The sequence below is a fragment of the Streptomyces sp. NPDC057249 genome (assembly GCF_042669245.1).
In the GTDB taxonomy this organism is placed as follows: domain Bacteria; phylum Actinomycetota; class Actinomycetes; order Streptomycetales; family Streptomycetaceae; genus Streptomyces.
In genome coordinates, this window is record NZ_JBHUXS010000030.1 from 31,040 (window position 1) to 50,167 (window position 19,128).

Annotated in this window: 19 protein-coding genes; 8 read left to right on the forward strand and 11 right to left on the reverse strand. The window is 73.0% G+C overall.

Annotated features, from left to right (window positions below):
- Positions 1–94: 94 nt before the first annotated feature.
- A complete protein-coding gene (locus ACFUJY_RS33630; RefSeq protein ID WP_383306702.1) occupies positions 95–877 on the reverse strand; it encodes an SDR family oxidoreductase in 783 nt (260 codons plus the stop codon).
- A gap of 240 nt (positions 878–1,117) precedes the next feature.
- On the opposite strand from ACFUJY_RS33630, the gene ACFUJY_RS33635 reads away from it, so the two are divergent.
- A complete protein-coding gene (locus ACFUJY_RS33635; RefSeq protein ID WP_383306704.1) occupies positions 1,118–2,746 on the forward strand; it encodes an alkaline phosphatase D family protein in 1,629 nt (542 codons plus the stop codon).
- Here ACFUJY_RS33635 and ACFUJY_RS33640 read toward each other — a convergent pair.
- The gene (locus tag ACFUJY_RS33640) at positions 2,743–3,741 is read right to left on the reverse strand and encodes a Gfo/Idh/MocA family protein (RefSeq protein ID WP_383306706.1); all 999 of its coding nucleotides are present in this window, start codon (positions 3,739–3,741) and stop codon (positions 2,743–2,745) included. The genes ACFUJY_RS33635 and ACFUJY_RS33640 overlap by 4 nt on opposite strands.
- A 78-nt stretch (positions 3,742–3,819) precedes the next feature.
- Here ACFUJY_RS33640 and ACFUJY_RS33645 point away from each other — a divergent pair, with 78 nt between their 5' ends.
- Positions 3,820–5,124, forward strand: coding sequence for a multidrug effflux MFS transporter (locus ACFUJY_RS33645; RefSeq protein WP_383306708.1), 1,305 nt, complete (start codon positions 3,820–3,822; stop codon positions 5,122–5,124).
- 29 nt (positions 5,125–5,153) lie between these two features.
- Entirely contained in the window at positions 5,154–6,149 is a 996-nt protein-coding gene (locus ACFUJY_RS33650) for a small ribosomal subunit Rsm22 family protein (RefSeq protein ID WP_383306710.1), read from the forward strand.
- Here ACFUJY_RS33650 and ddaH read toward each other — a convergent pair.
- Positions 6,146–6,961, reverse strand: coding sequence for a dimethylargininase (gene ddaH, locus ACFUJY_RS33655; protein ID WP_383306712.1), 816 nt, complete (start codon positions 6,959–6,961; stop codon positions 6,146–6,148). The two genes, ACFUJY_RS33650 and ddaH, sit on opposite strands and share 4 nt — an antisense overlap.
- A gap of 317 nt (positions 6,962–7,278) precedes the next feature.
- On the opposite strand from ddaH, the gene ACFUJY_RS33660 reads away from it, so the two are divergent.
- Complete coding sequence (locus ACFUJY_RS33660) at positions 7,279–8,025, forward strand: bifunctional DNA primase/polymerase (RefSeq protein WP_383306714.1); 747 nt, start codon at positions 7,279–7,281, stop codon at positions 8,023–8,025.
- A 17-nt stretch (positions 8,026–8,042) separates the two neighbouring features.
- Here ACFUJY_RS33660 and ACFUJY_RS33665 read toward each other — a convergent pair whose 3' ends face one another.
- The 4 genes from ACFUJY_RS33665 to efeO are packed head-to-tail and all read right to left on the reverse strand — an operon-like array spanning position 8,043 to position 12,319.
- A complete protein-coding gene (locus ACFUJY_RS33665; protein WP_383306764.1) occupies positions 8,043–8,945 on the reverse strand; it encodes a hypothetical protein in 903 nt (300 codons plus the stop codon).
- Positions 8,896–9,864 (reverse strand): iron uptake transporter permease EfeU, encoded by a 969-nt coding sequence (efeU, locus tag ACFUJY_RS33670; protein WP_383306716.1) that lies wholly within the window; start codon positions 9,862–9,864, stop codon positions 8,896–8,898. The genes ACFUJY_RS33665 and efeU overlap by 50 nt, the downstream gene beginning before the upstream one ends.
- A 30-nt stretch (positions 9,865–9,894) precedes the next feature.
- Positions 9,895–11,160, reverse strand: a complete 1,266-nt coding sequence (gene efeB, locus ACFUJY_RS33675) for an iron uptake transporter deferrochelatase/peroxidase subunit (protein WP_383306718.1) — start codon at positions 11,158–11,160, stop codon at positions 9,895–9,897.
- A gap of 22 nt (positions 11,161–11,182) precedes the next feature.
- On the reverse strand, positions 11,183–12,319 hold the full coding sequence (gene efeO, locus ACFUJY_RS33680; protein ID WP_383306720.1) for an iron uptake system protein EfeO: 1,137 nt from the start codon (positions 12,317–12,319) through the stop codon (positions 11,183–11,185).
- 265 nt (positions 12,320–12,584) lie between these two features.
- On the opposite strand from efeO, the gene ACFUJY_RS33685 reads away from it, so the two are divergent.
- The gene (locus ACFUJY_RS33685) at positions 12,585–13,256 is read left to right on the forward strand and encodes a PhzF family phenazine biosynthesis protein (RefSeq protein WP_383306722.1); all 672 of its coding nucleotides are present in this window, start codon (positions 12,585–12,587) and stop codon (positions 13,254–13,256) included.
- Positions 13,257–13,307: 51 nt separating this feature from the next.
- Here the strand turns inward: ACFUJY_RS33685 and ACFUJY_RS33690 are convergent, their stop codons facing one another.
- Positions 13,308–14,027, reverse strand: a complete 720-nt coding sequence (locus ACFUJY_RS33690; RefSeq protein WP_383306724.1) for a TetR/AcrR family transcriptional regulator — start codon at positions 14,025–14,027, stop codon at positions 13,308–13,310.
- Between the two features lie 143 nt (positions 14,028–14,170).
- Between ACFUJY_RS33690 and ACFUJY_RS33695 the strand changes: the two genes are divergently transcribed.
- Positions 14,171–15,058: an NAD(P)H-binding protein gene (locus ACFUJY_RS33695; protein ID WP_383306766.1), complete on the forward strand. Its 888-nt coding sequence runs from the start codon at positions 14,171–14,173 to the stop codon at positions 15,056–15,058.
- On the opposite strand, the gene map is transcribed toward ACFUJY_RS33695, so the two are convergent.
- Positions 15,045–15,902 carry a type I methionyl aminopeptidase gene (gene map, locus ACFUJY_RS33700; protein WP_383306726.1) on the reverse strand — a complete coding sequence of 286 codons (858 nt, stop codon included), beginning with the start codon at positions 15,900–15,902 and terminating at the stop codon, positions 15,045–15,047. The genes ACFUJY_RS33695 and map overlap by 14 nt on opposite strands.
- A gap of 58 nt (positions 15,903–15,960) precedes the next feature.
- On the opposite strand from map, the gene ACFUJY_RS33705 reads away from it, so the two are divergent.
- Positions 15,961–16,197 (forward strand): hypothetical protein, encoded by a 237-nt coding sequence (locus tag ACFUJY_RS33705; RefSeq protein ID WP_383306728.1) that lies wholly within the window; start codon positions 15,961–15,963, stop codon positions 16,195–16,197.
- 52 nt (positions 16,198–16,249) lie between these two features.
- Here ACFUJY_RS33705 and ACFUJY_RS33710 read toward each other — a convergent pair whose 3' ends face one another.
- On the reverse strand, positions 16,250–17,560 hold the full coding sequence (locus ACFUJY_RS33710) for an MFS transporter (protein ID WP_383306730.1): 1,311 nt from the start codon (positions 17,558–17,560) through the stop codon (positions 16,250–16,252).
- Positions 17,561–17,622: 62 nt separating this feature from the next.
- On the reverse strand, positions 17,623–18,228 hold the full coding sequence (locus ACFUJY_RS33715; protein ID WP_383306732.1) for a hypothetical protein: 606 nt from the start codon (positions 18,226–18,228) through the stop codon (positions 17,623–17,625).
- A 120-nt stretch (positions 18,229–18,348) separates the two neighbouring features.
- Here ACFUJY_RS33715 and npdG point away from each other — a divergent pair, with 120 nt between their 5' ends.
- Positions 18,349–19,059: an NADPH-dependent F420 reductase gene (npdG, locus tag ACFUJY_RS33720; protein ID WP_164403906.1), complete on the forward strand. Its 711-nt coding sequence runs from the start codon at positions 18,349–18,351 to the stop codon at positions 19,057–19,059.
- The last annotated feature ends 69 nt before the right edge of the window (positions 19,060–19,128 follow it).

A 19,128-nucleotide genomic window follows, 5' to 3' on the forward strand; every position in this document is an offset into this window, starting at 1 on the left:
CTCAACCCCCCGCCCGCCACGGGCATTCCCGCCGGGCGGCCGCCGGTTGGGCCGGGCCCCGGCCGCTTCCGCCGCCGGTGCCCGGCCCGCCCCCTCAGCCCCGCCCCACGTACGGCATCGCCGTCGCCATCACCGTCGCGAACTGGACGTTCGCCTCCAGGGGCAGCTCCGCCATGTGCAGCACCGTCCGGGCCACGTCACCGGCCGCCATCACCGGCTCCACGGCCAGTTCGCCGTTGGCCTGGAGGGTGCCCGTCCGCATCCGCTCCGTCATGTCCGTCGCCGCGTTCCCGATGTCGATCTGGCCGCACGCGATGCGGTACGGACGTCCGTCCAGCGACAGCGACTTCGTCAGGCCGGTGATCGCGTGCTTCGTCGCGGTGTACGCCACCGAGTGCGGGCGCGGCGCGTGCGCCGAGACGGAACCGTTGTTGATGATCCGTCCGCCCCGCGGGTCCTGCTCCTTCATCTGCCGGTACGCGGCCTGCGCACACAGGAACGCCCCCGTCAGGTTGACGTCGACCACCCCGCGCCAGTCCTCGTAGGCCAGCTCCTCGACGGGCCCGCCGGGGCCGAACGTGCCCGCGTTGTTGAACAGCAGGTCGAGGCGGCCGGCCCACTCCCGTACGGAGGAGAACAGCGCGTCCACGTCCTGGGGACGGGTCACGTCGGCCGGGACGGCGAGTACCCGGGCGTGCTCACCGGCCAGGGCCGCCGTCTCGGCCAGCGGGCCGTGGCGGCGGCCCGCGAGCGCCACCGACCAGCCCGCACCGGCCAGCGCGAGCGCGACCGCACGGCCGATGCCGGAACCGGCGCCCGTCACCACCGCGGTCTTCGCCGGGGGGTTCTCCGCGGAATTCAACAGACTGTTGCTCATGCTGGGGCAGCGTACGCGCAGCCCCGGCGGGGTGATTCGGGACGGGGTCCCGGCGATTCCCGCGCCCGTGCGGCGGCTGCCGATGATCATGGATTTGACCGCGAACGCGGAGTTTGCCCCTGGGGGCACCATCCTGCCGCACTCCTCATCCGGGCGACGCCCACGCGACGCGAACACGTCAGCCTCCGGATGCGCCGGGCCGCTGGACTTCCCCCACACCACCAGTCAGGGGAGGGACAGATGACGCACTCATCGCCACAGCAGGAGCTGCGCGACGCGGCCCGGCACACGGACCGCCGCCGCTTCCTCACCGTCACCGGCGCCGCCGCCGCGCTCGCCTTCTCGGTCGGCCTGCCCGCCGCCGGGACCGCCAGCGCCCGCGAGATGGAGGCCCGGCGGATCGACGAGGACCCGTTCACGCTCGGCGTCGCGTCCGGCGACCCGCTGCCCAACTCCGTGCTGCTGTGGACGCGGCTCGCGCCCCGCCCGTTCGAACCCGGCAGCGGCCTCCCGGACGCCCGCGTCGAGGTCCACTGGGAGCTGGCCCACGACGAGCGGTTCCACCGCGTCATGCGGCGCGGCACCACGTACGCCCACCCGGAGTTCAACCACAGCGTCCACGCCGAGGTGCGGGGCCTCGCGCCGGACCGCGTCCTCTACTACCGCTTCCGCGCCGGCCGGTGGACCAGCCCCACCGGCCGCACCCGCACGGCACCCGCGCCCGGCGCCCGCAAGCGCGAACTGGCCCTGGCCGCCGTCTCCTGCCAGGCGTACCACGACGGCTACTACACCGCGTACCGGCACCTCGCCCAGGAGGACGTCGACGTCGTCTTCCACCTCGGCGACTACCTGTACGAGTACGCCGTCAACGCCGTCGGCGGCGCCCGCAAGTACACCGACCGCACGCTGCCCGCCCTGTTCAACCGGGAGACGGCGACGCTGGAGGACTACCGGCTGCGGTACGCCCTCTACAAGTCCGACCCGGATCTGCGCGCCGCGCACGCCGCGCACCCCTTCGTCGTCACCTGGGACGACCACGAGACCGAGAACAACTACGCGGGCGACACCCCGGAGAACAGCGTGCCGCCCGAGGAGTTCCTGATCCGCCGGGCCGCCGCGTACCGCGCGTACTGGGAGAACCAGCCGCTGCGCGCGCCCCAGCGGCCGACCGGCCCCGACATGCGGCTCTACCGGCGGCTGAACTTCGGCCGGCTCGCCCAGTTCGACGTGCTCGACACCCGGCAGTACCGCAGCGACCAGGCGTACGGCGACGGCTGGCAGACCCCCGGACCGGAGTCCGAGGACCCGACGCGCACCCTGACCGGCGCCACCCAGGAGCGCTGGCTCATCGACGGCTGGCGCCACTCGCACGCCACCTGGAACGTCGTGCCCCAGCAGGTCACCTTCGCCCAGCGGCGCGACGTGCCCACCGACGCGTTCAAGCTGTCCATGGACTCCTGGGACGGCTACCCGGCCTCCCGCGACCGCATCCTGAAGGGCGCCGAGCGCGTCGGCGTGGACAACCTCATGGTCCTCACCGGCGACGTGCACGTCAGCTACGGCTTCGACATCAAGCGGGACTTCGACGACCCGGCGTCGCGCACCGTCGGCACCGAGATCGTCACGACCTCCGTCACCAGCGGGAAGGACGGCTCCGAGAAGCCGTCCAACTACAACAACCTGATGGCGGCCAACCCGCACCTGAAGTTCTACAACGGGCGCCGCGGCTACGCCGTCGTCACCCTCCAGGAGCGGGCGGCGCGCGCCGACTTCCGTACGGTCGCGGCCGTCACCACGCCGGGCGCCCCCGTCACCACCGCCGGCTCCTACGTCACCGAGGCCGGCCGCCCGGGTCTGAAGCCCGCCTAAACGGCGTCCACCGGGTAGCGGACGCCGATGCGGTCACGGACCGCGTCGAGCGTCCGCATCACCGCGAGCGAGCCCTCCAGCGGCACCAGCGGGGACTCCGTCTCACCGGCCAGGACCGCCCGCATCACCTCGGCCGCCTCGTACTGCATCCCGGACAGGCCCTGCGGACCCGGGCCCGAGGTGATCTCCTCGGGCTCGGCGCCCGCCCGGTGCAGCACGAAGCCCTGCGGGTGGAAGAAGCTGTGCGGGATGTCGATCCGGCCGCCCGTCCCGATCACCGTGGCGGCCGTCGGGTGGTGCCCGACGATCGAGCAGGACAGCAGCGCGTTGGCACCCGAGTCCCAGCCCAGCAGCATCCCGGTGTTCAGGTCCACGCCCTCCGGCGACAGCAGGGCGTCCGCCTGCACCCGGTCCGGCTCGCCCAGCAGCAGCTGTGCGAACGACACCGGGTAGACGCCCAGGTCCAGCAGCGCCCCGCCGCCCAGCCGGGGATCGCGCAGCCGGTGGTCCGGGCCCAGATCCCCCGCGAAGCCGAAGTCGGCCTGCACGGTGCGGATCTCCCCGATCGCCCCGTCCCGCACCAGCTCGGTGAGGCGCCGGATCACGGGGTTGCAGTAGGTCCACATCGCCTCCATCAGGAAGACCCCGCGGTCCCGGGCGAGCTTCACCAACTCCCGCGCCTCGCGCTCGTTCAGCGTGAACGCCTTCTCGCACAGCACGTGCTTCCCGGCCTCCAGCGCGAGCGCGGCGGCCTCCCGGTGCGCGGAGTGCGGCGTGGCCACGTACACCACGTCGACCTCGTCGTCCGCGACCAGGCCGGCCCAGTCCCCGTAAGCCCTCGGTATCCCGAACCGCTCCGCGAACGCCCGCGCCGAGGCGTCCGAGCGGGACGCCACGGCCACCACCTCCGCACCGGGCATCGCCTGGAGATCGGCGGTGAACGTCGCCGCGATCCCGCCGGTCGCCAGCACGCCCCAACGGACAGTCCTGCTCATGCACGCTCCCAAAAAGGTGTCGACCATCCCCGCCGAGCTGAGAGCATAGAGCCGGATTCAACAACTATGGAGATGAGAATGCCGGAGAGCGGCGTCAGCCGGGCCCAGCACATACGCACCACCGACACCGACCCGCAGGGCGGGACCCCCCTTCCCGGCAGAGCGGCCACCCCCGCCGCCCGGCGCACCGGCCTCCTCGTCACCCTCGTCCTCGGCGGCCTCACGGCGCTCCCGCCGCTGTCGATGGACATGTACCTCCCGGCCCTCCCGGCCGTCACCGACTCGCTGCACGCCCCCGCCGCCACGGTCCAGCTCACCCTGACCGCCTGCCTCACCGGCATGGCGCTCGGCCAGGTCGTCGTGGGACCGATGAGCGACCGCTGGGGCAGGCGCCGCCCGCTGCTGCTCGGCATGGCCGTCTACGTACTCGCCACCGCGCTCTGCATCTTCGCCCCGTCCGCCGGGCTCCTCATCGCCTTCCGCCTGATCCAGGGCCTCGCCGGCGCGGCCGGCATCGTCATCTCCCGCGCCGTCGTCCGCGACATGTACGACGGTGTCGCGATGGCCCGGTTCTTCTCGACGCTGATGCTGATCTCCGGCGTCGCCCCCGTCATCGCCCCGGTCATCGGCGGCCAGGTGCTGCGCCTCACCGACTGGCGCGGCATCTTCGGGGTCCTCACCGCCGTCGGCATCCTGCTCACCTTCGTCGTCTGGAAGTGGCTCGGCGAGACCCTGCCGCCCGCCGAGCGCCACACCGGCGGCATCGGCGACGCCCTGCGCACCATGCGCGGCCTGCTCGCCGACCGGGTCTTCACCGGCTACATGATCGCGGGCAGCCTCGCCTTCGCCGCCCTCTTCGCCTACGTCAGCGCCTCGCCGTTCGTCGTCCAGGAGATCTACGGGGCGTCCCCGCAGACCTTCAGCCTGCTCTTCGGCATCAACTCCATCGGTCTGATCGCGGTCGGCCAGATCAACGGCAAGCTGCTCGTCGGCCGGGTCAGCCTGGACAAGGCCCTCACCTTCGGACTCGTCGTCATCGTGGCCGCCGCGACCGCGCTGCTCCTGATGACCTCCGGGGCCTTCGGCGACATCGGCCTGGTGCCGGTGGCCGCCGGGCTCTTCGTGCTGATGTCGGCGATGGGCCTCGCGATGCCCAACACCAACGCCCAGGCGCTGATGCGCACCAAGCACGCCGCCGGCTCGGCCTCCGCGCTGCTCGGCACCTCGCAGTTCCTGATCGGCGCCGTCGCCTCCCCGCTCGTCGGCATCGCCGGCGAGGAGACCGCGGTCCCGATGGCCGTCGTCCAGCTGGTCTGCGCGGTGGGCGCCCTCGCCTGCTTCCTCGGCCTCTGCCGCCCCTGGCAGCGGGCCTCGGCGATCTGAGGCCCGCCCGGCCCGCCTACAATTCCTCGGTGAACGCCACCCTTCCCACCGCGGACGCCCTGCGCGCGGCCCTCGCCGGACTCCTGGACGGGCTGCCGCCCAAACAGGCCGGCCAGGCCGTCGACCGGCTCATCGCCCACTACCGGGGCACCATTCCCACCGACGCCCCGGTGCTCCGCGACCGCGCGGACGTGGTCGCGTACGCGGCGTACCGGATGCCCGCCACCTTCGAGGCGGTACGGTCCGCCCTCGCCGCGTTCCGCGAGGCCGCCCCCGACTGGGCGCCCGCCACGCACACCGACGTCGGCGGCGGCACCGGGGCGGCGAGCTGGGCCGCCGCGGGGGAGTGGGAGGGCCACCGCACCACCGTCCTGGACTGGGCCGAGCCCGCGCTCGCCCTCGGCCGCGAACTGGCCGCCGCCGGCCCCGACGCCCTGCGCACCGCCGACTGGCGGCGGGCCCGCATCGGCGAGGACCTCGGCCTCGCCCCGGCGGACCTGATCACGATCTCCTACGTGCTGAACGAGCTGACCGGCCCCGCCCGCACCGCGCTCATCGACGCCGCCGCCGCGGCCGGACAGGCCGTCGTGGTCGTCGAGGCCGGCACCCCGGGCGGCTACGCCCGGATCATCGAGGCCCGCGACCGGCTCGTCGCCGCCGGGCTCACCGTCGCCGCGCCCTGCCCGCACAGCGGCGCCTGCCCCATCGAGCCGGGCACCGACTGGTGCCACTTCTCGGCCCGGGTCAGCCGCTCCTCGCTGCACCGGCAGGTGAAGGGCGGCTCACTGGCGTACGAGGACGAGAAGTTCAGCTACGTCGTCGCCACCCGGTTCACGCCCCTGCCCGCGGCCGCCCGCGTCGTCCGCCGGCCCCAGATCCGCAAGGGGCAGGTGCTCCTCGACCTCTGCACCCGCGACGAGGGCCTGCGCCGGGACACGGTCACCAAGCGGCACGGCACCCTGTACCGCGCCGCCCGGGACACCGACTGGGGCGACCCCTGGCCGCCCCCCGAGGACGCCGGCTAGCCGCGCAGCTCCTGCGTACAGCACTTCACGCTGCCGCCGCCCTTCAGCAGCTCGCTCAGGTCCATCGGCACCGGCTCGAAGCCCCGCGCCCGGAGCGGGTCGAACAGCCCCGTCGCGGCCTGGGGCAGCAGGACGTGGAGCCCGTCGCTCACCGCGTTCAGGCCGAGCGCCGCCGCGTCCGCCTCCCCGGCGATCAGCGCGTCCGGGAAGAGCCGCGCCAGGACCGCCCGGCTGCCCGGCGAGAAGGCGGGCGGGTGGTACATGACCTCGTCGGCCGCGCCGTCGAGCACGCACAGCGCCGTGTCCAGGTGGTAGTAGCGCGGGTCCACCAGGTCGAGGCCGATCACCGGGCGCCCGAAGAACTCCTGCGCCTCGGCGTGCGAGAGCGGCGACGACCGGAAACCCCGGCCCGCCAGCACGTACGAGGCGGTCACCGCGAAGTCGCCCTCGCCCTCGTTGACGTGGTCCGGCTCGCGGAACTCGGTGAAGCCGTGGCCGAGGAACCAGTCGCGGTGGACCGCCGCCTCCTCGGACCGCTCCCGGTAGGCGAAGCGGGCGCCCAGCACCCGGCCGTCGATCACCGTTGCCCCGTTCGCCGCGAAGACCATGTCCGGCAGGCCGGGCTGCGGCTCCAGCAGGTCGACGGTGTGGCCGAGGGCGCGGTACCGGTCGCGCAGGTCCTCCCACTGGGTCTGCGCCAGCGGCAGGTCGACCGGCTTGGTGGGATCCATCCACGGATTGATGGAATACGTCACCCTGAAGTGGGCAGGCGCACACATCAGGTAGTGCCGGGGTGTGGCTTCACGAGGCATCGAGGCTCCCCACGAATCGTCGCGGCGGCTGGTGGCCGCTGCGGCCGGTGCGTCGCACGGGTGTGTGCGTGAGCTCATGGTGCGCCGTACGGAGCCCCGGCGCAGTGGTCCGAACGGGTGGTTCGCGCGGACGCGGGCCCCGGGCGCGTGACGCGGCCCCGCCGGAACCGGTGGCCACCCCGGGTTCTTTCATGACAAAGCGTGTGATAGTGGCCCCCGTGCGGCATCGGCCGTCCCACCCCGCTTCCGGACTCTGGCCACCCGAGGCGCAGGATGGTGGGACGATGGACAGGGGCAACGCAAAGGCAAGGGGATAGATGGGCGCCGATTTCGGCCGTGGTCGCGGCTCAGAGAGCAAGATCTCCCAGTGGCTGCGGCGACGACCCAAACCGCAGCAGCGTGAGGTCGACGACACCGCACGGGAGGCGCTGCTCCTGGCTGTCGCCGAGGCCGGAATGCCGATCGCCCCCGCCGCCCACCCGGTCGGCTACCGATGTTCGTGCGAACGCATCGGCTGCCCCACCCCGGCCCGCCATCCGCTCTCCTTCGCCTGGCAGACGCAGTCCACCACCGACCGCGCCCAGATCGAGCGCTGGGCCCGCAGCCAGCCGCAGGCCAACTTCATCACCGCGACCGGCATGATCCACGACGTCCTCGACGTCCCGCTGGCCGCCGGCGAGCAGGCCCTCGAACGGCTCCTCGCCGCCGGGGTCGAGGTCGGCCCGGTGGCCCGCTCCGGCGACGACCGGATGCTGTTCTTCACCGCGACCCGCGGCACCCCGGAGGACGAGGACGAGTGGTGGCCGTGCGAGCTGGACTGCCACCCCGAGACCATGGACGAGCACCCCGGCCTGCGCTGGCACTGCCGCGGCAGCTACGTCCTGCTGCCCCCGGCCCAGCTCCCCGGTGAGCTGGACGTCGCCTGGCTGCGCGGCCCCGAGCACCCGCTGCCGGACCCGCTGACGCTCCTGGAGACGCTGACCGACGCCTGCGCGCGGTTCGTCGGCTCGGAGGGTCAGAGCGAGATCGACCACGAATCGGTGGCCTGGCCGCTGCGCCGGTGACCGGTCGCCCGCGGCCCCTATGAGCCCTTCGCCGAGGTCAGCCCGGGCAGCCGGCTGAGCACGGTCACCTTGCCCGTGCCGGCGCCCTTCTTCGGCACGTACACCAGCTGGCTGGAGACCCGCTCCTTGGTCAGGGTGCTCTTCACCTCACCGGTGAGCAGCGCCTCCACATCGGGGTCGACCGCCGGGCGCAGCCCCTGCGCGGCGGTCTGCCGCTCGAAGTGCCTGGTGCTGAAGAAGACCAGCGCCCCGCCGTCCTCGGTGGCCAGCCCCAGCGGGGCGTACGCACCGCCGTTCAGTGCCTGGTCGGCGTACTGGTACGAGAACCCGGCCCGCCGGGTGTTCAGCCGCGCCTCCCGCCACTGCGAGGTGGCCGCCCCCGGGGCGAAGACGTCCGGGGTGCCCTTCTGGAGGTACTGCGCGTACCGCGTGCCGAGATCGCGCGGGGCGACGGCCAGGCCCGGGGCGTCCGCCGCGACCGGCGCGGCGTCCTTCGCGAGGGCGGGCAGCCGGTCCGGGCCGACGACCGACAGATAGGCGGCCTTCCAGCCCGCACCGGGGCCGGTCCGGGTGAACGCCAGCAGCCAGCGGCTGTCCCGCTCGCCCTGTTCCGTGTCGCGGTTGGAGTCCGTATCGGCGAGGAACCAGCGCGGCCAGCCCGCCTTCTCCGGGATCACGAAACGGGCGTCGGTCAGCTTCAGCGGCCGGTGCCGGGAGTTGCCGGTGGGTGCTATCCGGTGCCGGGCCTTCAGCCCCGCCTGGTTGACGGCGCCGAGCGAGCCCGTCACCACATCCGCGTCCAGCGCCGGATCGTACGCCTTGTCGGCGGCGTTGTACGCGGCGGTGAAGTCCTTCAGGACCCGGGCGGCCTCAGCCCTCGTCGCCGCCGGCACGACTGCCCGCTCGCCGTGCACCGTCACGCACCCGCTCGCCGTCAGGCTCAGCACCGTCGCCACCGCGAGCCCCGCCACCCGCCGTACCGGCCCCAGACTTCCCATCCGCTGCTTTCCGCGCCTTCTGATCCGTCGCCACTGACCGTCCGAACCCTACCGGGGACAGGAACAGCGCGAGGGTCGGGACGAGATACAGCGCCCAGACGGTGAGTTGGAGGACGGTGGGGTCGGGCTGGAAGTTGAACGTGCCCTTCAGCAGCGTGCCGTACCAGCTGTCCGGCGGGATCGTGGAGCTGATGTCGAACGCCCGGTTCCGCAGCCCGCCCAGGAACTCCGCCTCCTGGAGGTCGTGCACGCCGTACGCCAGCACACCCGCGGCGACGACCACCAGCATCCCGCCGGTCCAGGTGAAGAACTTCGCCAGGTTGATCTTCAGCGCGCCCCGGTAGAACAGCCAGCCCAGCACCACCGCCGCGGCGATGCCGAGGACCGCGCCGATCATCGGGTGCCAGCCGTCGTCCGCCGCGTGCACCGCCCGCCACACGAACAGCGAGGTCTCCAGGCCCTCCCGGCCGACCGCCAGGAGCGCGGTCGCGACGAGTGCGCCGGTGCCCATGGCGAGCGCGGCGTCCAGCTTGCCGTGCAGCTCCGCTTTGAGGTGGCGGGCGGTCCGCCGCATCCAGAAGACCATCCACGTCACCAGGCCCACCGAGACGATGGACAGCGAACCGCCCAGCGCTTCCTGCGCCTTGAACGTCATCTCCTGCGAGCCGAACTCCAGCCCGGCACCGAAGCCGAGGCTGACGACGACCGCGATCGACACACCGATCCAGATCGGCGCCAGCCGGTCGCGGTTGCCGGTCTTCACCAGGTACGCGATGAGGATGCAGACGACCAGGCTGGCCTCAAGGCCCTCACGCAGGCCGATCAGGAAGTTGCTGAACACGTCTCGGTTCCCTTTCCGCTTCGAGTCCCGTTACGAGAACAGCGCCCGGCCCCACCAGTCGTCCTTGTCGCGGACGCCCGGCGGGACGGCGAAGTGCGCCGAACCCACGTGCTGGATGTACTCGTTGAGTGCGTCGTGCGCCGCCAGGCGTCGTTGCAGAGGAACGAACGCCTTGCGGGTGTCGCGTTGGTAGGCCAGGAAGAACAGCCCCGCGTCGAGCCGGCCGAGGCCGTCGGTGCCGTCCGTGAAGGAGTAGCCGCGGCGCAGGATCGTCGCCCCTCCGTTGCTGTCCGGATGGGCGAGGCGCACGTGCGCGGTCGGCAGCATCGCCTTCAGGAACGGTTCGTCGCGCTCCTTCGACTTGCCGACCGGGGCGCCCTCGCCCTTGTCCCGGCCGAAGACGTCCTCCTGCTCCTGGAGCGGGGCACGGTCCCAGGTCTCGATGTGCATCCGGATGCGCCGGGCGACCAGGTACGACCCCCCGGTCATCCAGTCCGGCCCGTCCCCGGCCCCGGCCCACACGTGCCGGTCCAGGGCGGCCGTGTCGGTGCCGGAGATGTTCCGGGTGCCGTCCTTGAAGCCCATCATGTTGCGCGGGGTCTGGGCGTCCGGCGTGGTCGAGGACGTCTTGCCGAAGCCCAGCTGCGACCAGCGGATCGCGGCGCGGCCCATGCCGATCCTGGCCAGGTTGCGGATGGCGTGCACGGCGACCTGCGGGTCGTCCGCGCACGCCTGGACGCACAGGTCGCCGCCGCTGCGGGCCTTGTCGAGGTTGTCGCCGGGGAACTTCGGCAGGTCCACCAGCGCCTCGGGACGCCGGCCTTCGAGCCCGAACCGGCCCTTCGCGAACAGCGAGGGCCCGAAGCCGATGGTCAGCGTCAGCCGCGACGGCTTCAGCCCCAGCGCCTCGCCCGTGTCGTCCGGCGGCGCCTCGGGCAGGCCCCCGTACGCCCCGTCGCCGACCGCGTGCCCGGCGGTCATCCGCTCGGCCGCCCGGGTCCACTCCTTGAGCAGCGCGACCAGTTCGGCCCGGTCCTTCGTCGTCACGTCGAACGCGGCGAAGTGCAGCCGGTCCTGGACGGCGGTGGCGATGCCGGCCTGGTGCGCGCCGTGGAACGGCACCGCTGCGCCGCTGTCCGCGGCCGTGGCCGTCGCGCCGTCACCGGAGCGGGCCGCGGCGACGCCCACCCCGGCCGCGGCGGCACCGAGCGCCAGCCCGGCACCGCCCCAGCCCAGCAGCGCGCGCCGCGACGGGGCGTTGCCCTCGGCGGGGGTCTCGCGGGTCTCCTCGCTCATCCCGGAACCTCTTTCCGGCCGGCTACTTCGTGACCGCGGCGGCGAGCTTGGACAGCGGCTCGGCCAGCGCGTTGACCGCGTCCGACAGCTCCTTGCGGTCCGCCTTGCCGACCTTGTCGTAGGAGGTGAAGTCGTACGAGGAGGGGTCCTCGCGGTACTTGTCGAGCAGCTTGTTCAGCTCCGCGAACCGCTTGTCGAGGGTGGCGGTGAGCGCGGCGTCGTTCTTGGCCGCGATCGACTTCAGCAGGTCGTAGGACTGCTCGGCGCCCTCGACGTTGGCCTTGAAGTCGACCAGGTCGGTGTGGCTGTAGCGCTCCTCCTCACCGGTGACCTTGCCGGTCGCGACCTCGTCGAGGAGCTCCTTGGCGCCGTTGGCCATCGAGGTCGGGGTGATGTCGGCGGTGCCGACGCGCTTCTGCCAGTCGGCCAGGTCCTTGTAGAGAACCGGCGCGAGGGCCTTCTCCTCGGCGCCGAGCTTCTTGTCCTGCCACAGGGCCTTCTCCAGGCGGTGCCAGCCGGTCCACTTCTGGCCGTCCTCCAGGCCGTCCTCGCGGACGTCGACCTTGGGGTCGATGTCGCCGAAGGACTCGGCGACCGGCTCGGTGCGCTCCCAGCCGACGCGGGAGTTCGCGTACGCCTTCTTCGCGGCCTCGATGTCCCCGGCGGCGACGGCGTCCGTGAAGATCTTGACCTTCGGCAGCGTCTCGTCGGCCTGCGCCTGCACGTAGGTGCGGTACGCGGCGACGGCCTTGTCCATCTCGGGGCTGCGCTTGACCGCCTTGCCGCCGCTGACCTCGATCTTCTGCCGGATGCCGTGGCCCTTCATGCCGGGCTTGCAGGCGATCTCGTACGAACCGGCCTTGATCTCGGCCGTGATGGTGGCCTTGGTGCCCGGGCCGATGTTCTCGCGCTCGGCGACGATGCGGTCGTCCGGGAACAGGACGTAGACCTCGGTGACCTTGGAGCCCTTGTTCTCCACGGCCAGCTCGACGTGCCCGGCCGGCAGCTTCTTCTTCGAGACCTCGCAGGAGTCGTCCTTGGCGACGACCTGGACGGCCCCCTCGCCCTTGCCGTCGCTCTTCTCGGCGCAGCCCGTGACGGCGGTCAGAGCGGCCGCGGTGGCGGCTGCGGTGACGACGGAGAGACGAACGGCTCGCATGCGGGCTCCACTTGAGGATGAAGGAGTAGGTGGTGAGAGGCCGGACAAAGCCGGGTGAGGCGGACCTAACTTAGCCGAGGCTTATCTTCCCCGTACCCACCCGTGCAGTGATTCAGCTCTCACTGCGGGGGTCCGGAAACGGTGCGGTCACGGCCGACCCATGGACGTACCTCACACAGGTAATGCACAGGTCAAGAGACGAGCCCGGCGCGGCCTCGGGCGTGATCGCCGCGGCCGGTGCCCGGGCGGGTGCTTGAATGCCGACGTGAACGACTGCGACGTACCCGCCGGCACCGACGTCCTCCGCGTGTTCTGCGGCCCGGACGGCCGGCACGGCAACGCCCTCGGTGTCGTACGCGACGGGCGCCACTACCCCGGACGGGCCGCCCGGCAGGAACTCGCCCGGCGCCTCGGCTTCAGCGAGACCGTGTTCGTGGACGACCCCGAGCGCGGCCGGCTCGACATCTACACCCCGGGGCTGTGGCTGCCGTTCGCCGGGCATCCCGTCGTCGGCGCCGCCTGGCTGCTCGACCTGGAGATCCTGGAGCTGGAGGTGGGCGACGTCTTCGCCCGCCACGACGGGGAGTTCACCTGGATCACCGCCCGCCCGGAGTGGGCCCCGCCGCGCACCCTGGAGCAGTACGCCTCGGCCGCCGAGGTCGACGCGCTCCCGGCGCCGCCGCCCGGCGAGGGCCCGCTCTACGCCTGGGCGTGGGAGGAGGAGGCGGCGGGGCGGGTGCGGGCGCGGGCGTTCCCGCGCCGGGACGACCGCATCGTCGAGGACGAGGCGACGGGAGCCGCGGCCCTGTTGCTGAGCGCGCACCTCGGGCGCGCGCTCAACATCACGCAGGGCCGCGGCTCCCAGATCCTCACCGCACCGGCACCGGACGGCACGGTGGAGGTCGGCGGCAGGGTCGTCCTGGCCCACCACGGGTAGCGGGGGCCTCCTGCCCGGGCGAACCCTCGACCGCTCGCGGGCGCCCTCCGGTCAGGCGGGCTCGTCCGGGGTGGCCGAGATGCGGTCGAGCAGTTCGGTCAGCAGGGCGCGTTCGCCCGCCGTCAGGGCGCCGGTCCGGGGGAGGAGGGCCTGGAGCGCCACGGCCGCCGCGGCCGGGCCGGGGGGCGGGGTGGCGGGCGCCTCCGTGGTGATCGCCGCGATGACGGCTTCCCTGGCCAGGTGGGACACGCTCATGTCCCGCCGGTCCTCCGGGGTGGCGATGAGCGAGAGGGTGGTGCCGCCGCCCACGGCGTGCACCAGGTGGGTGGCGCGCGCCTCGTCGATCCGCAGGCGTCCGGCCTCGGCGATCCGGTGGATGTGTGCGGCCAGGATCTCCAGCGCGGCGACGGCGGCGGGGGAGGGGTTCCCCGGGCTGGGCTGGGCGTACATCAGCGTGTAGAGGGCCGGGTTGGCCAGGCCGAACTCCGTGTTGAAGTTCCACCCCCTGCGCAGGTCCTCCACCGGGTCGCCGGTCAGCTCCAGTCCGGCCTTCTCGTCGACGTGGCTCGCGAAGCCGTGGGCGGCGACCGCGTCGAGCAGGCCCTGCTTGTCCCCGAAGAGGCGGTAGATGGTGGGCGCCTGGACGCCGGCCGCGGCGCTCACGGCTCTCGTCGACACCGCCTCTCGTCCTTGTTCCGCGAGCAGCCGGGTGGCGGCGGCGATGATCCGCCGGCGGTTGCTCTCGGCGGGAACGGGGCGCTCGGTCTCCATGGTTGCCGATGATAACGGACTCACGTTAGCGCTTTGCGCTATCCGCGCTACCGTGCAATCGTTAGCGGTGGAAACGGTGAGGGCCGGCGACCGGCCGGCGCGCCGTCTCCGCATCCACAGCCATGTCCACTTCGGAGGTTCCCGTGATCGTCGTCACCGCTCCCACCGGCCGGATCGGCCGCCACGTGCTCGCCGCGCTGCTCGACGGCGGCGAGAAGGTGCGGGTGATCGCCCGCGACCCCGCGAGGATCGCCCCGGAGGCGCGCGAGCGCGCGGAGGTGGTGCAGGGGTCCCACAGCGACCCGAGGGTGCTCAGCGAGGCATTCGAGGGGGCCGACGGCGTCCTGTGGCTGGTCCCGCCCAACCCCCGCGCCGAGGACATCCGGGAGCACTACCTCGGCTTCACCCGCCCGGCCTGCGAGGCCCTGCGGGAGAGGGGCGTGCGCCGGGTCGTCGGCATCAGCAGCCTGGGCCGCGGCTACCGGGCGCACGCCGGGCAGCTGTCGGCCGCGTTCGCGATGGACGAGATGATCGAGAGCACCGGGGTCGGCTACCGCGCCCTGGCCATGCCGTTCTTCATGGAGAACCTGCTCCACCAGGCCGACGGGCTGAGGACCCGGGGCGTGCTGTCCGTGCCGGTCGCCCCGGACCGCGCGCTGCCGCTGGTGGCCACCCGCGACATCGCCGCGGTGGCCGCCCGCCTCCTCGCCGACCCCTCCTGGTCGGGGCAGGAGACGGTCCCGCTCATCGGCCCCGACTCCCTGACGCCCGTCGGGATGGCCCGGGTCCTGTCCGAGGTCCTGGAGCGCCCGGTCCGCTTCGAGCGGCCCGACGGGGCGGAGTACAAGGCGGCCCTGACGCGCTACGGGATGCACGACGCCTGGGCGCAGGGTCTGCTCGACATGGCCGCCGCCCAGGACGACGGCATCTACGAGCCCGAGTGGCAGGCTCTGACCGCCCCGGCCCCCACCGGCTTCCGCCAGTGGTGCCGGGAGGTGTTCCTGCCGGCCGCGGAGGCTACGGCAGCGTGAGGATGTCCGCGCCGGTCTCCGTCACCACGAGCGTGTGCTCGAACTGGGCGGTGCGCTTGCGGTCCTTCGTCACCACGGTCCAGCCGTCGTCCCACATGTCGTAGTCGTGGCTGCCGAGCGTCAGCATCGGCTCGATGGTGAACGTCATGCCGGGCTTCATCACGGTGGTGGCGTGCGGGCTGTCGTAGTGCGGCACGATGAGCCCGGAGTGGAACGAGGTGTTGATCCCGTGTCCGGTGAAGTCCCGGACCACGCCGTACCCGAAGCGCTTCGCGTACGACTCGATGACCCGCCCGATCACGTTGATCTGCCGGCCCGGCTTCACGGCCTTGATGGCACGGCGCAGCGACTCCTCGGTGCGCTCGACGAGCAGCCGCGACTCCTCGTCCACGTCGCCGCAGAGGTACGTCGCGTTGTTGTCGCCGTGCACCCCGTTGATGTAGGCGGTCACGTCGAGGTTCACGATGTCGCCGTCGCGCAGCACGGTGGAGTCCGGGATGCCGTGGCAGATCACCTCGTTGAGCGAGGTGCACAGCGACTTGGGGAAGCCGCGGTAGCCCAGCGTCGACGGGTAGGCGCCGTGGTCGCACATGAACTCGTGGGCGACGCGGTCGAGTTCGTCCGTGGTGACGCCCGGGGCGATGTGCTTGGCGGCCTCCGCCATCGCCTGCGCGGCGATCCGTCCCGCGATGCGCATGCGCTCGACGGTGTCGCCGTCCTGCACCTCCGGCCCTGTGTACGGCGTCGGCGCCGGCTTGCCCACATACTCGGGGCGCCGGATGTTTCCGGGCACGGAACGGACGGGAGTGATCTCCCCTGGTACGAGCAGCGACTGGCCAGACATGCCAGCGAGTCTAACCAGCGTGTCCGGGGCACCATGGCACAGAGGAAAGGAACCGATGATGGCCCTGTTCAAGAAGCGCACGGTCGGCAAGCCGGGCGAGTGGTTCTACTGCCTGGAGCACCAGAAGGTCGAGGAGGGCCCCGAGTGCCCGGCGAAGGACCGCTTCGGCCCGTACGCCTCCCGGCAGGAGGCGCAGCACGCGATGGAGACCGCCCGGGAACGGAACCTGGAGTGGGACACCGACCCCAAGTGGCACGACCGCAAGGGCCCGGACGAGGACGAGCCGGCCGGCTGACGGCGCCGCCGGGGCGCGGGGCCGGGGGCGCTCGGGGCCGTACGCCCCGGCCTCAGGCCGCCGGTTCCACGGCCGGCCCGTCCGTGTGCCGGGCCCGCCTGCGCAGCGCGTCCTCGTCCGTCTCCGAGTCGTACGTGAGGAGCTTCGGGAGCGCCGCCGCCAGCAGCGCCACCGAGGCGACGCAGGCCACGCCGCCGGTCCAGATCGCGGGCCCGGTCCCCGTCCACCCCGCCATGCCGCCGGCCCTGACCTGGCCGAGCTGCGGTCCGACGCTGTACGAGAGCACCTCGATGCCCGCGAGCCGGCCGCGCAGCTCCTCCGGGATCGTCTGGTTCCAGATGGTCGACCGGCCGAGCCCGCTGAGCATGTCGCCCGCCCCGGCGAACCCGAGGCAGACCAGCACCAGCCACACGTTGCCGAACCAGCCGGCCGCCGCGATCGACAGCCCCCAGACGGCGGCACCGAACACGACGAACAGCCCGTGCCGTCGCACCCGCGAGGTCCAGCCGCTGGTCAGGCCGAGCACCAGCGAGCCGACGGAGCCCGCCGCGTACATCAGGCCGAGCGACCAGTCGGCCTCCAGCTCGTCCGCGAGGAACGGGAAGATCGCGTTGGGGAACGCGAAGAACATCGCCGCCATGTCGATCGCGTACGTCCCCAGCAGCACGGGCCTGCTCCACGCGTAACGGGCGCCCTCCACGATGCCGCGCAGCGACGGCTTCTGCCCCTTCTCGACGGGCGGCGCGGGGGCGAGCCTGCGGCACATCAGCACCGAGGCGGCGAAGGTCACGACGGTGACGGAGTACGCGGTGGCGTGCCCGGCGTAGGCCACCACCAGACCGGCCAGCGACGGGCCCATGATCGCCCCGGCCTGCCAGCGCAGCGAGTTCAGCGCGGCAGCCGCCGGGAGCTGGTCGTGCGGCACGATGCGGGCCATCAGCGAGTCGAGCGCGGGCCGCTGGAGCCCGGCGAGCGCGGAGACCCCGCCCGCCACCACGTAGAGCGGCCACAGCATCGGGTCCGGCAGGGCCGCGTTCACCAGCAGGACCACCGCGAGCAGCCCGAGCCCGGCCTCGGTGGCCAGGATGATCTTCCGCCGGTCGGCGGCGTCGGCGAGGGCGCCCCCGTACAGGCCGCATATGACGAGCGGCACCAGCTCCACCGCACCCATCGCGCCGACGGCGAGGGGCGAGCCGGTGAGGTCCTTGATCTGGAGCGGCAGCGCGATGAGCGCCATGAAGCTGCCGAAGTAGGTGACGATCCCCTGCACCCACAGCAACCGGAAGTCGGCCGACGAACGCCACGGCGAGAGATCGGGGAGCAGCGCGGCCAGCCTGGCGGCGAGGGAGGTGCGAGAGGTCACGAGGAGACATGGTCGGTCGTGACGCGTGGAGCAGGCAAACGGGTTTCCCGGGCGCCGGCCCGCTACCAGCGCGGCGGAGGCGGTGCCGTCAGCTGGTCGGCCAGCCGGGACAGCCGGTCCCGGAACGTGCGCCGCCCGCCGCGCGGCACGGGCGCGCCATTCTCCCCGGCGGCGGCGCTGACCAGGTGCTGGACGGTGTCCAGGTCCACGTCGTCGCCGTCCGCCACGGACAGCGCCTCATGGGCGAGCCCGCGCACCTGCGGATCGCCGTTGTCCAGCGAGAGCACCGTCGCCCCGGCCCGCCGGGCGTCGTGCACCCGCTCCAGCAGCCCTTCGCCGGGCCGGTCCGGCGTCACCACGAGCAGCGTCTCGCCGCGCCCGGCCGCCTCGATCCGGCCCAGTCCGACCGCGAGGTGCGCCGGGTCGCCGGGTTCCACGCGGTGGCGCACCAGGGTGGGGCGGAGTTCGGGCAGCCCGGACCAGGTGGACTCGTCCACCAGATGGGCGGCGAGGTGCCAGGGCTCGTACAGCTCGGTCCCCACCAGCAGCAGCCCGCCGCCGTGCGGGACCACGGAGGAGCGGAGCGCGCCGGCGAACCGGCGGGCGGCGGCGGGCCACTGGGTCCTGGCGAGCACTTCACGCAGCAGCGCCACACGTACGGCATCCATGGCCCGGCATCCTGCACCATGCGGGGGGCCGGGCACCGGCGAAAGGCCGGACAGCCATCCGTACGGGTGGCGGCCCGGGCCCACGGGCTCCGCCCCGTACCTGGCAGTAGTGTCGGGGCCATGACGACGAATGACAGCAGCAGCGCGCCCAAGCCCCCCGCCAAGGACCCCTGGGACCTGCCCGACGTGTCCGGCCTGACCGTCGGCGTGCTCGGCGGCACCGGACCGCAGGGGCGGGGCCTGGCGTACCGCTTCGCCCGCGCCGGCCAGCAGGTGATCATCGGCTCCCGCGCCGCGGACCGCGCGGAGGCGGCGGCCGGGGAACTGGGGAACGGCGTGCGGGGCGCGGACAACGCCACGTGCGCCCGGGAGAGCGACGTGGTGATCGTGGCGGTGCCGTGGGACGGGCACGCCAAGACGCTGGAGTCGCTGCGCGAGGAACTGGCCGGCAAGATCGTCGTCGACTGCGTCAACCCGCTCGGCTTCGACAAGAAGGGCGCCTACGCGCTGAAGCCGGAGGAGGGCAGCGCCGCCGAACAGGCCGCCGCCCTGCTGCCGGACTCCCGCGTCACGGCCGCCTTCCACCACCTCTCGGCGGTCCTCCTCCAGGACGAGACGATCGACGAGATCGACACCGACGTCCTCGTGCTCGGCGAAGCCCGCGCCGACACGGACATCGTCCAGGCCCTGGCCGGCCGGATCGCCGGAATGCGCGGCATCTTCGCGGGCCGCCTGCGCAACGCCCACCAGGTCGAGTCGCTGGTCGCCAACCTCATCTCGGTCAACCGCCGCTACAAGGCGCACGCCGGACTCCGTACGACGGACGTGTGAGCCGGGCCCGCACCGGACGTCCCGGGGCATGGGGGACACTGGGAGGGACCACGCATCACCCCCGACAGG

Bases quoted from the DNA above. Each gene is read 5' to 3' on its own strand.
- npdG (WP_164403906.1), top strand. From the start codon at position 18,349: ATGACGACGAATGACAGCAGCAGCGCGCCCAAGCCCCCCGCCAAGGAC.
- efeO (WP_383306720.1), bottom strand. From the start codon at position 12,319: ATGCGAGCCGTTCGTCTCTCCGTCGTCACCGCAGCCGCCACCGCGGCC.
- ACFUJY_RS33705 (WP_383306728.1), top strand. From the start codon at position 15,961: ATGGCCCTGTTCAAGAAGCGCACGGTCGGCAAGCCGGGCGAGTGGTTC.
- map (WP_383306726.1), bottom strand. From the start codon at position 15,902: ATGTCTGGCCAGTCGCTGCTCGTACCAGGGGAGATCACTCCCGTCCGT.
- ACFUJY_RS33660 (WP_383306714.1), top strand. From the start codon at position 7,279: ATGGGCGCCGATTTCGGCCGTGGTCGCGGCTCAGAGAGCAAGATCTCC.
- ACFUJY_RS33640 (WP_383306706.1), bottom strand. From the start codon at position 3,741: ATGAGCAGGACTGTCCGTTGGGGCGTGCTGGCGACCGGCGGGATCGCG.
- ACFUJY_RS33630 (WP_383306702.1), bottom strand. From the start codon at position 877: ATGAGCAACAGTCTGTTGAATTCCGCGGAGAACCCCCCGGCGAAGACC.
- efeB (WP_383306718.1), bottom strand. From the start codon at position 11,160: ATGAGCGAGGAGACCCGCGAGACCCCCGCCGAGGGCAACGCCCCGTCG.
- ACFUJY_RS33690 (WP_383306724.1), bottom strand. From the start codon at position 14,027: ATGGAGACCGAGCGCCCCGTTCCCGCCGAGAGCAACCGCCGGCGGATC.
- ACFUJY_RS33645 (WP_383306708.1), top strand. From the start codon at position 3,820: ATGCCGGAGAGCGGCGTCAGCCGGGCCCAGCACATACGCACCACCGAC.
- ddaH (WP_383306712.1), bottom strand. From the start codon at position 6,961: ATGCCTCGTGAAGCCACACCCCGGCACTACCTGATGTGTGCGCCTGCC.
- ACFUJY_RS33715 (WP_383306732.1), bottom strand. From the start codon at position 18,228: ATGGATGCCGTACGTGTGGCGCTGCTGCGTGAAGTGCTCGCCAGGACC.
- ACFUJY_RS33635 (WP_383306704.1), top strand. From the start codon at position 1,118: ATGACGCACTCATCGCCACAGCAGGAGCTGCGCGACGCGGCCCGGCAC.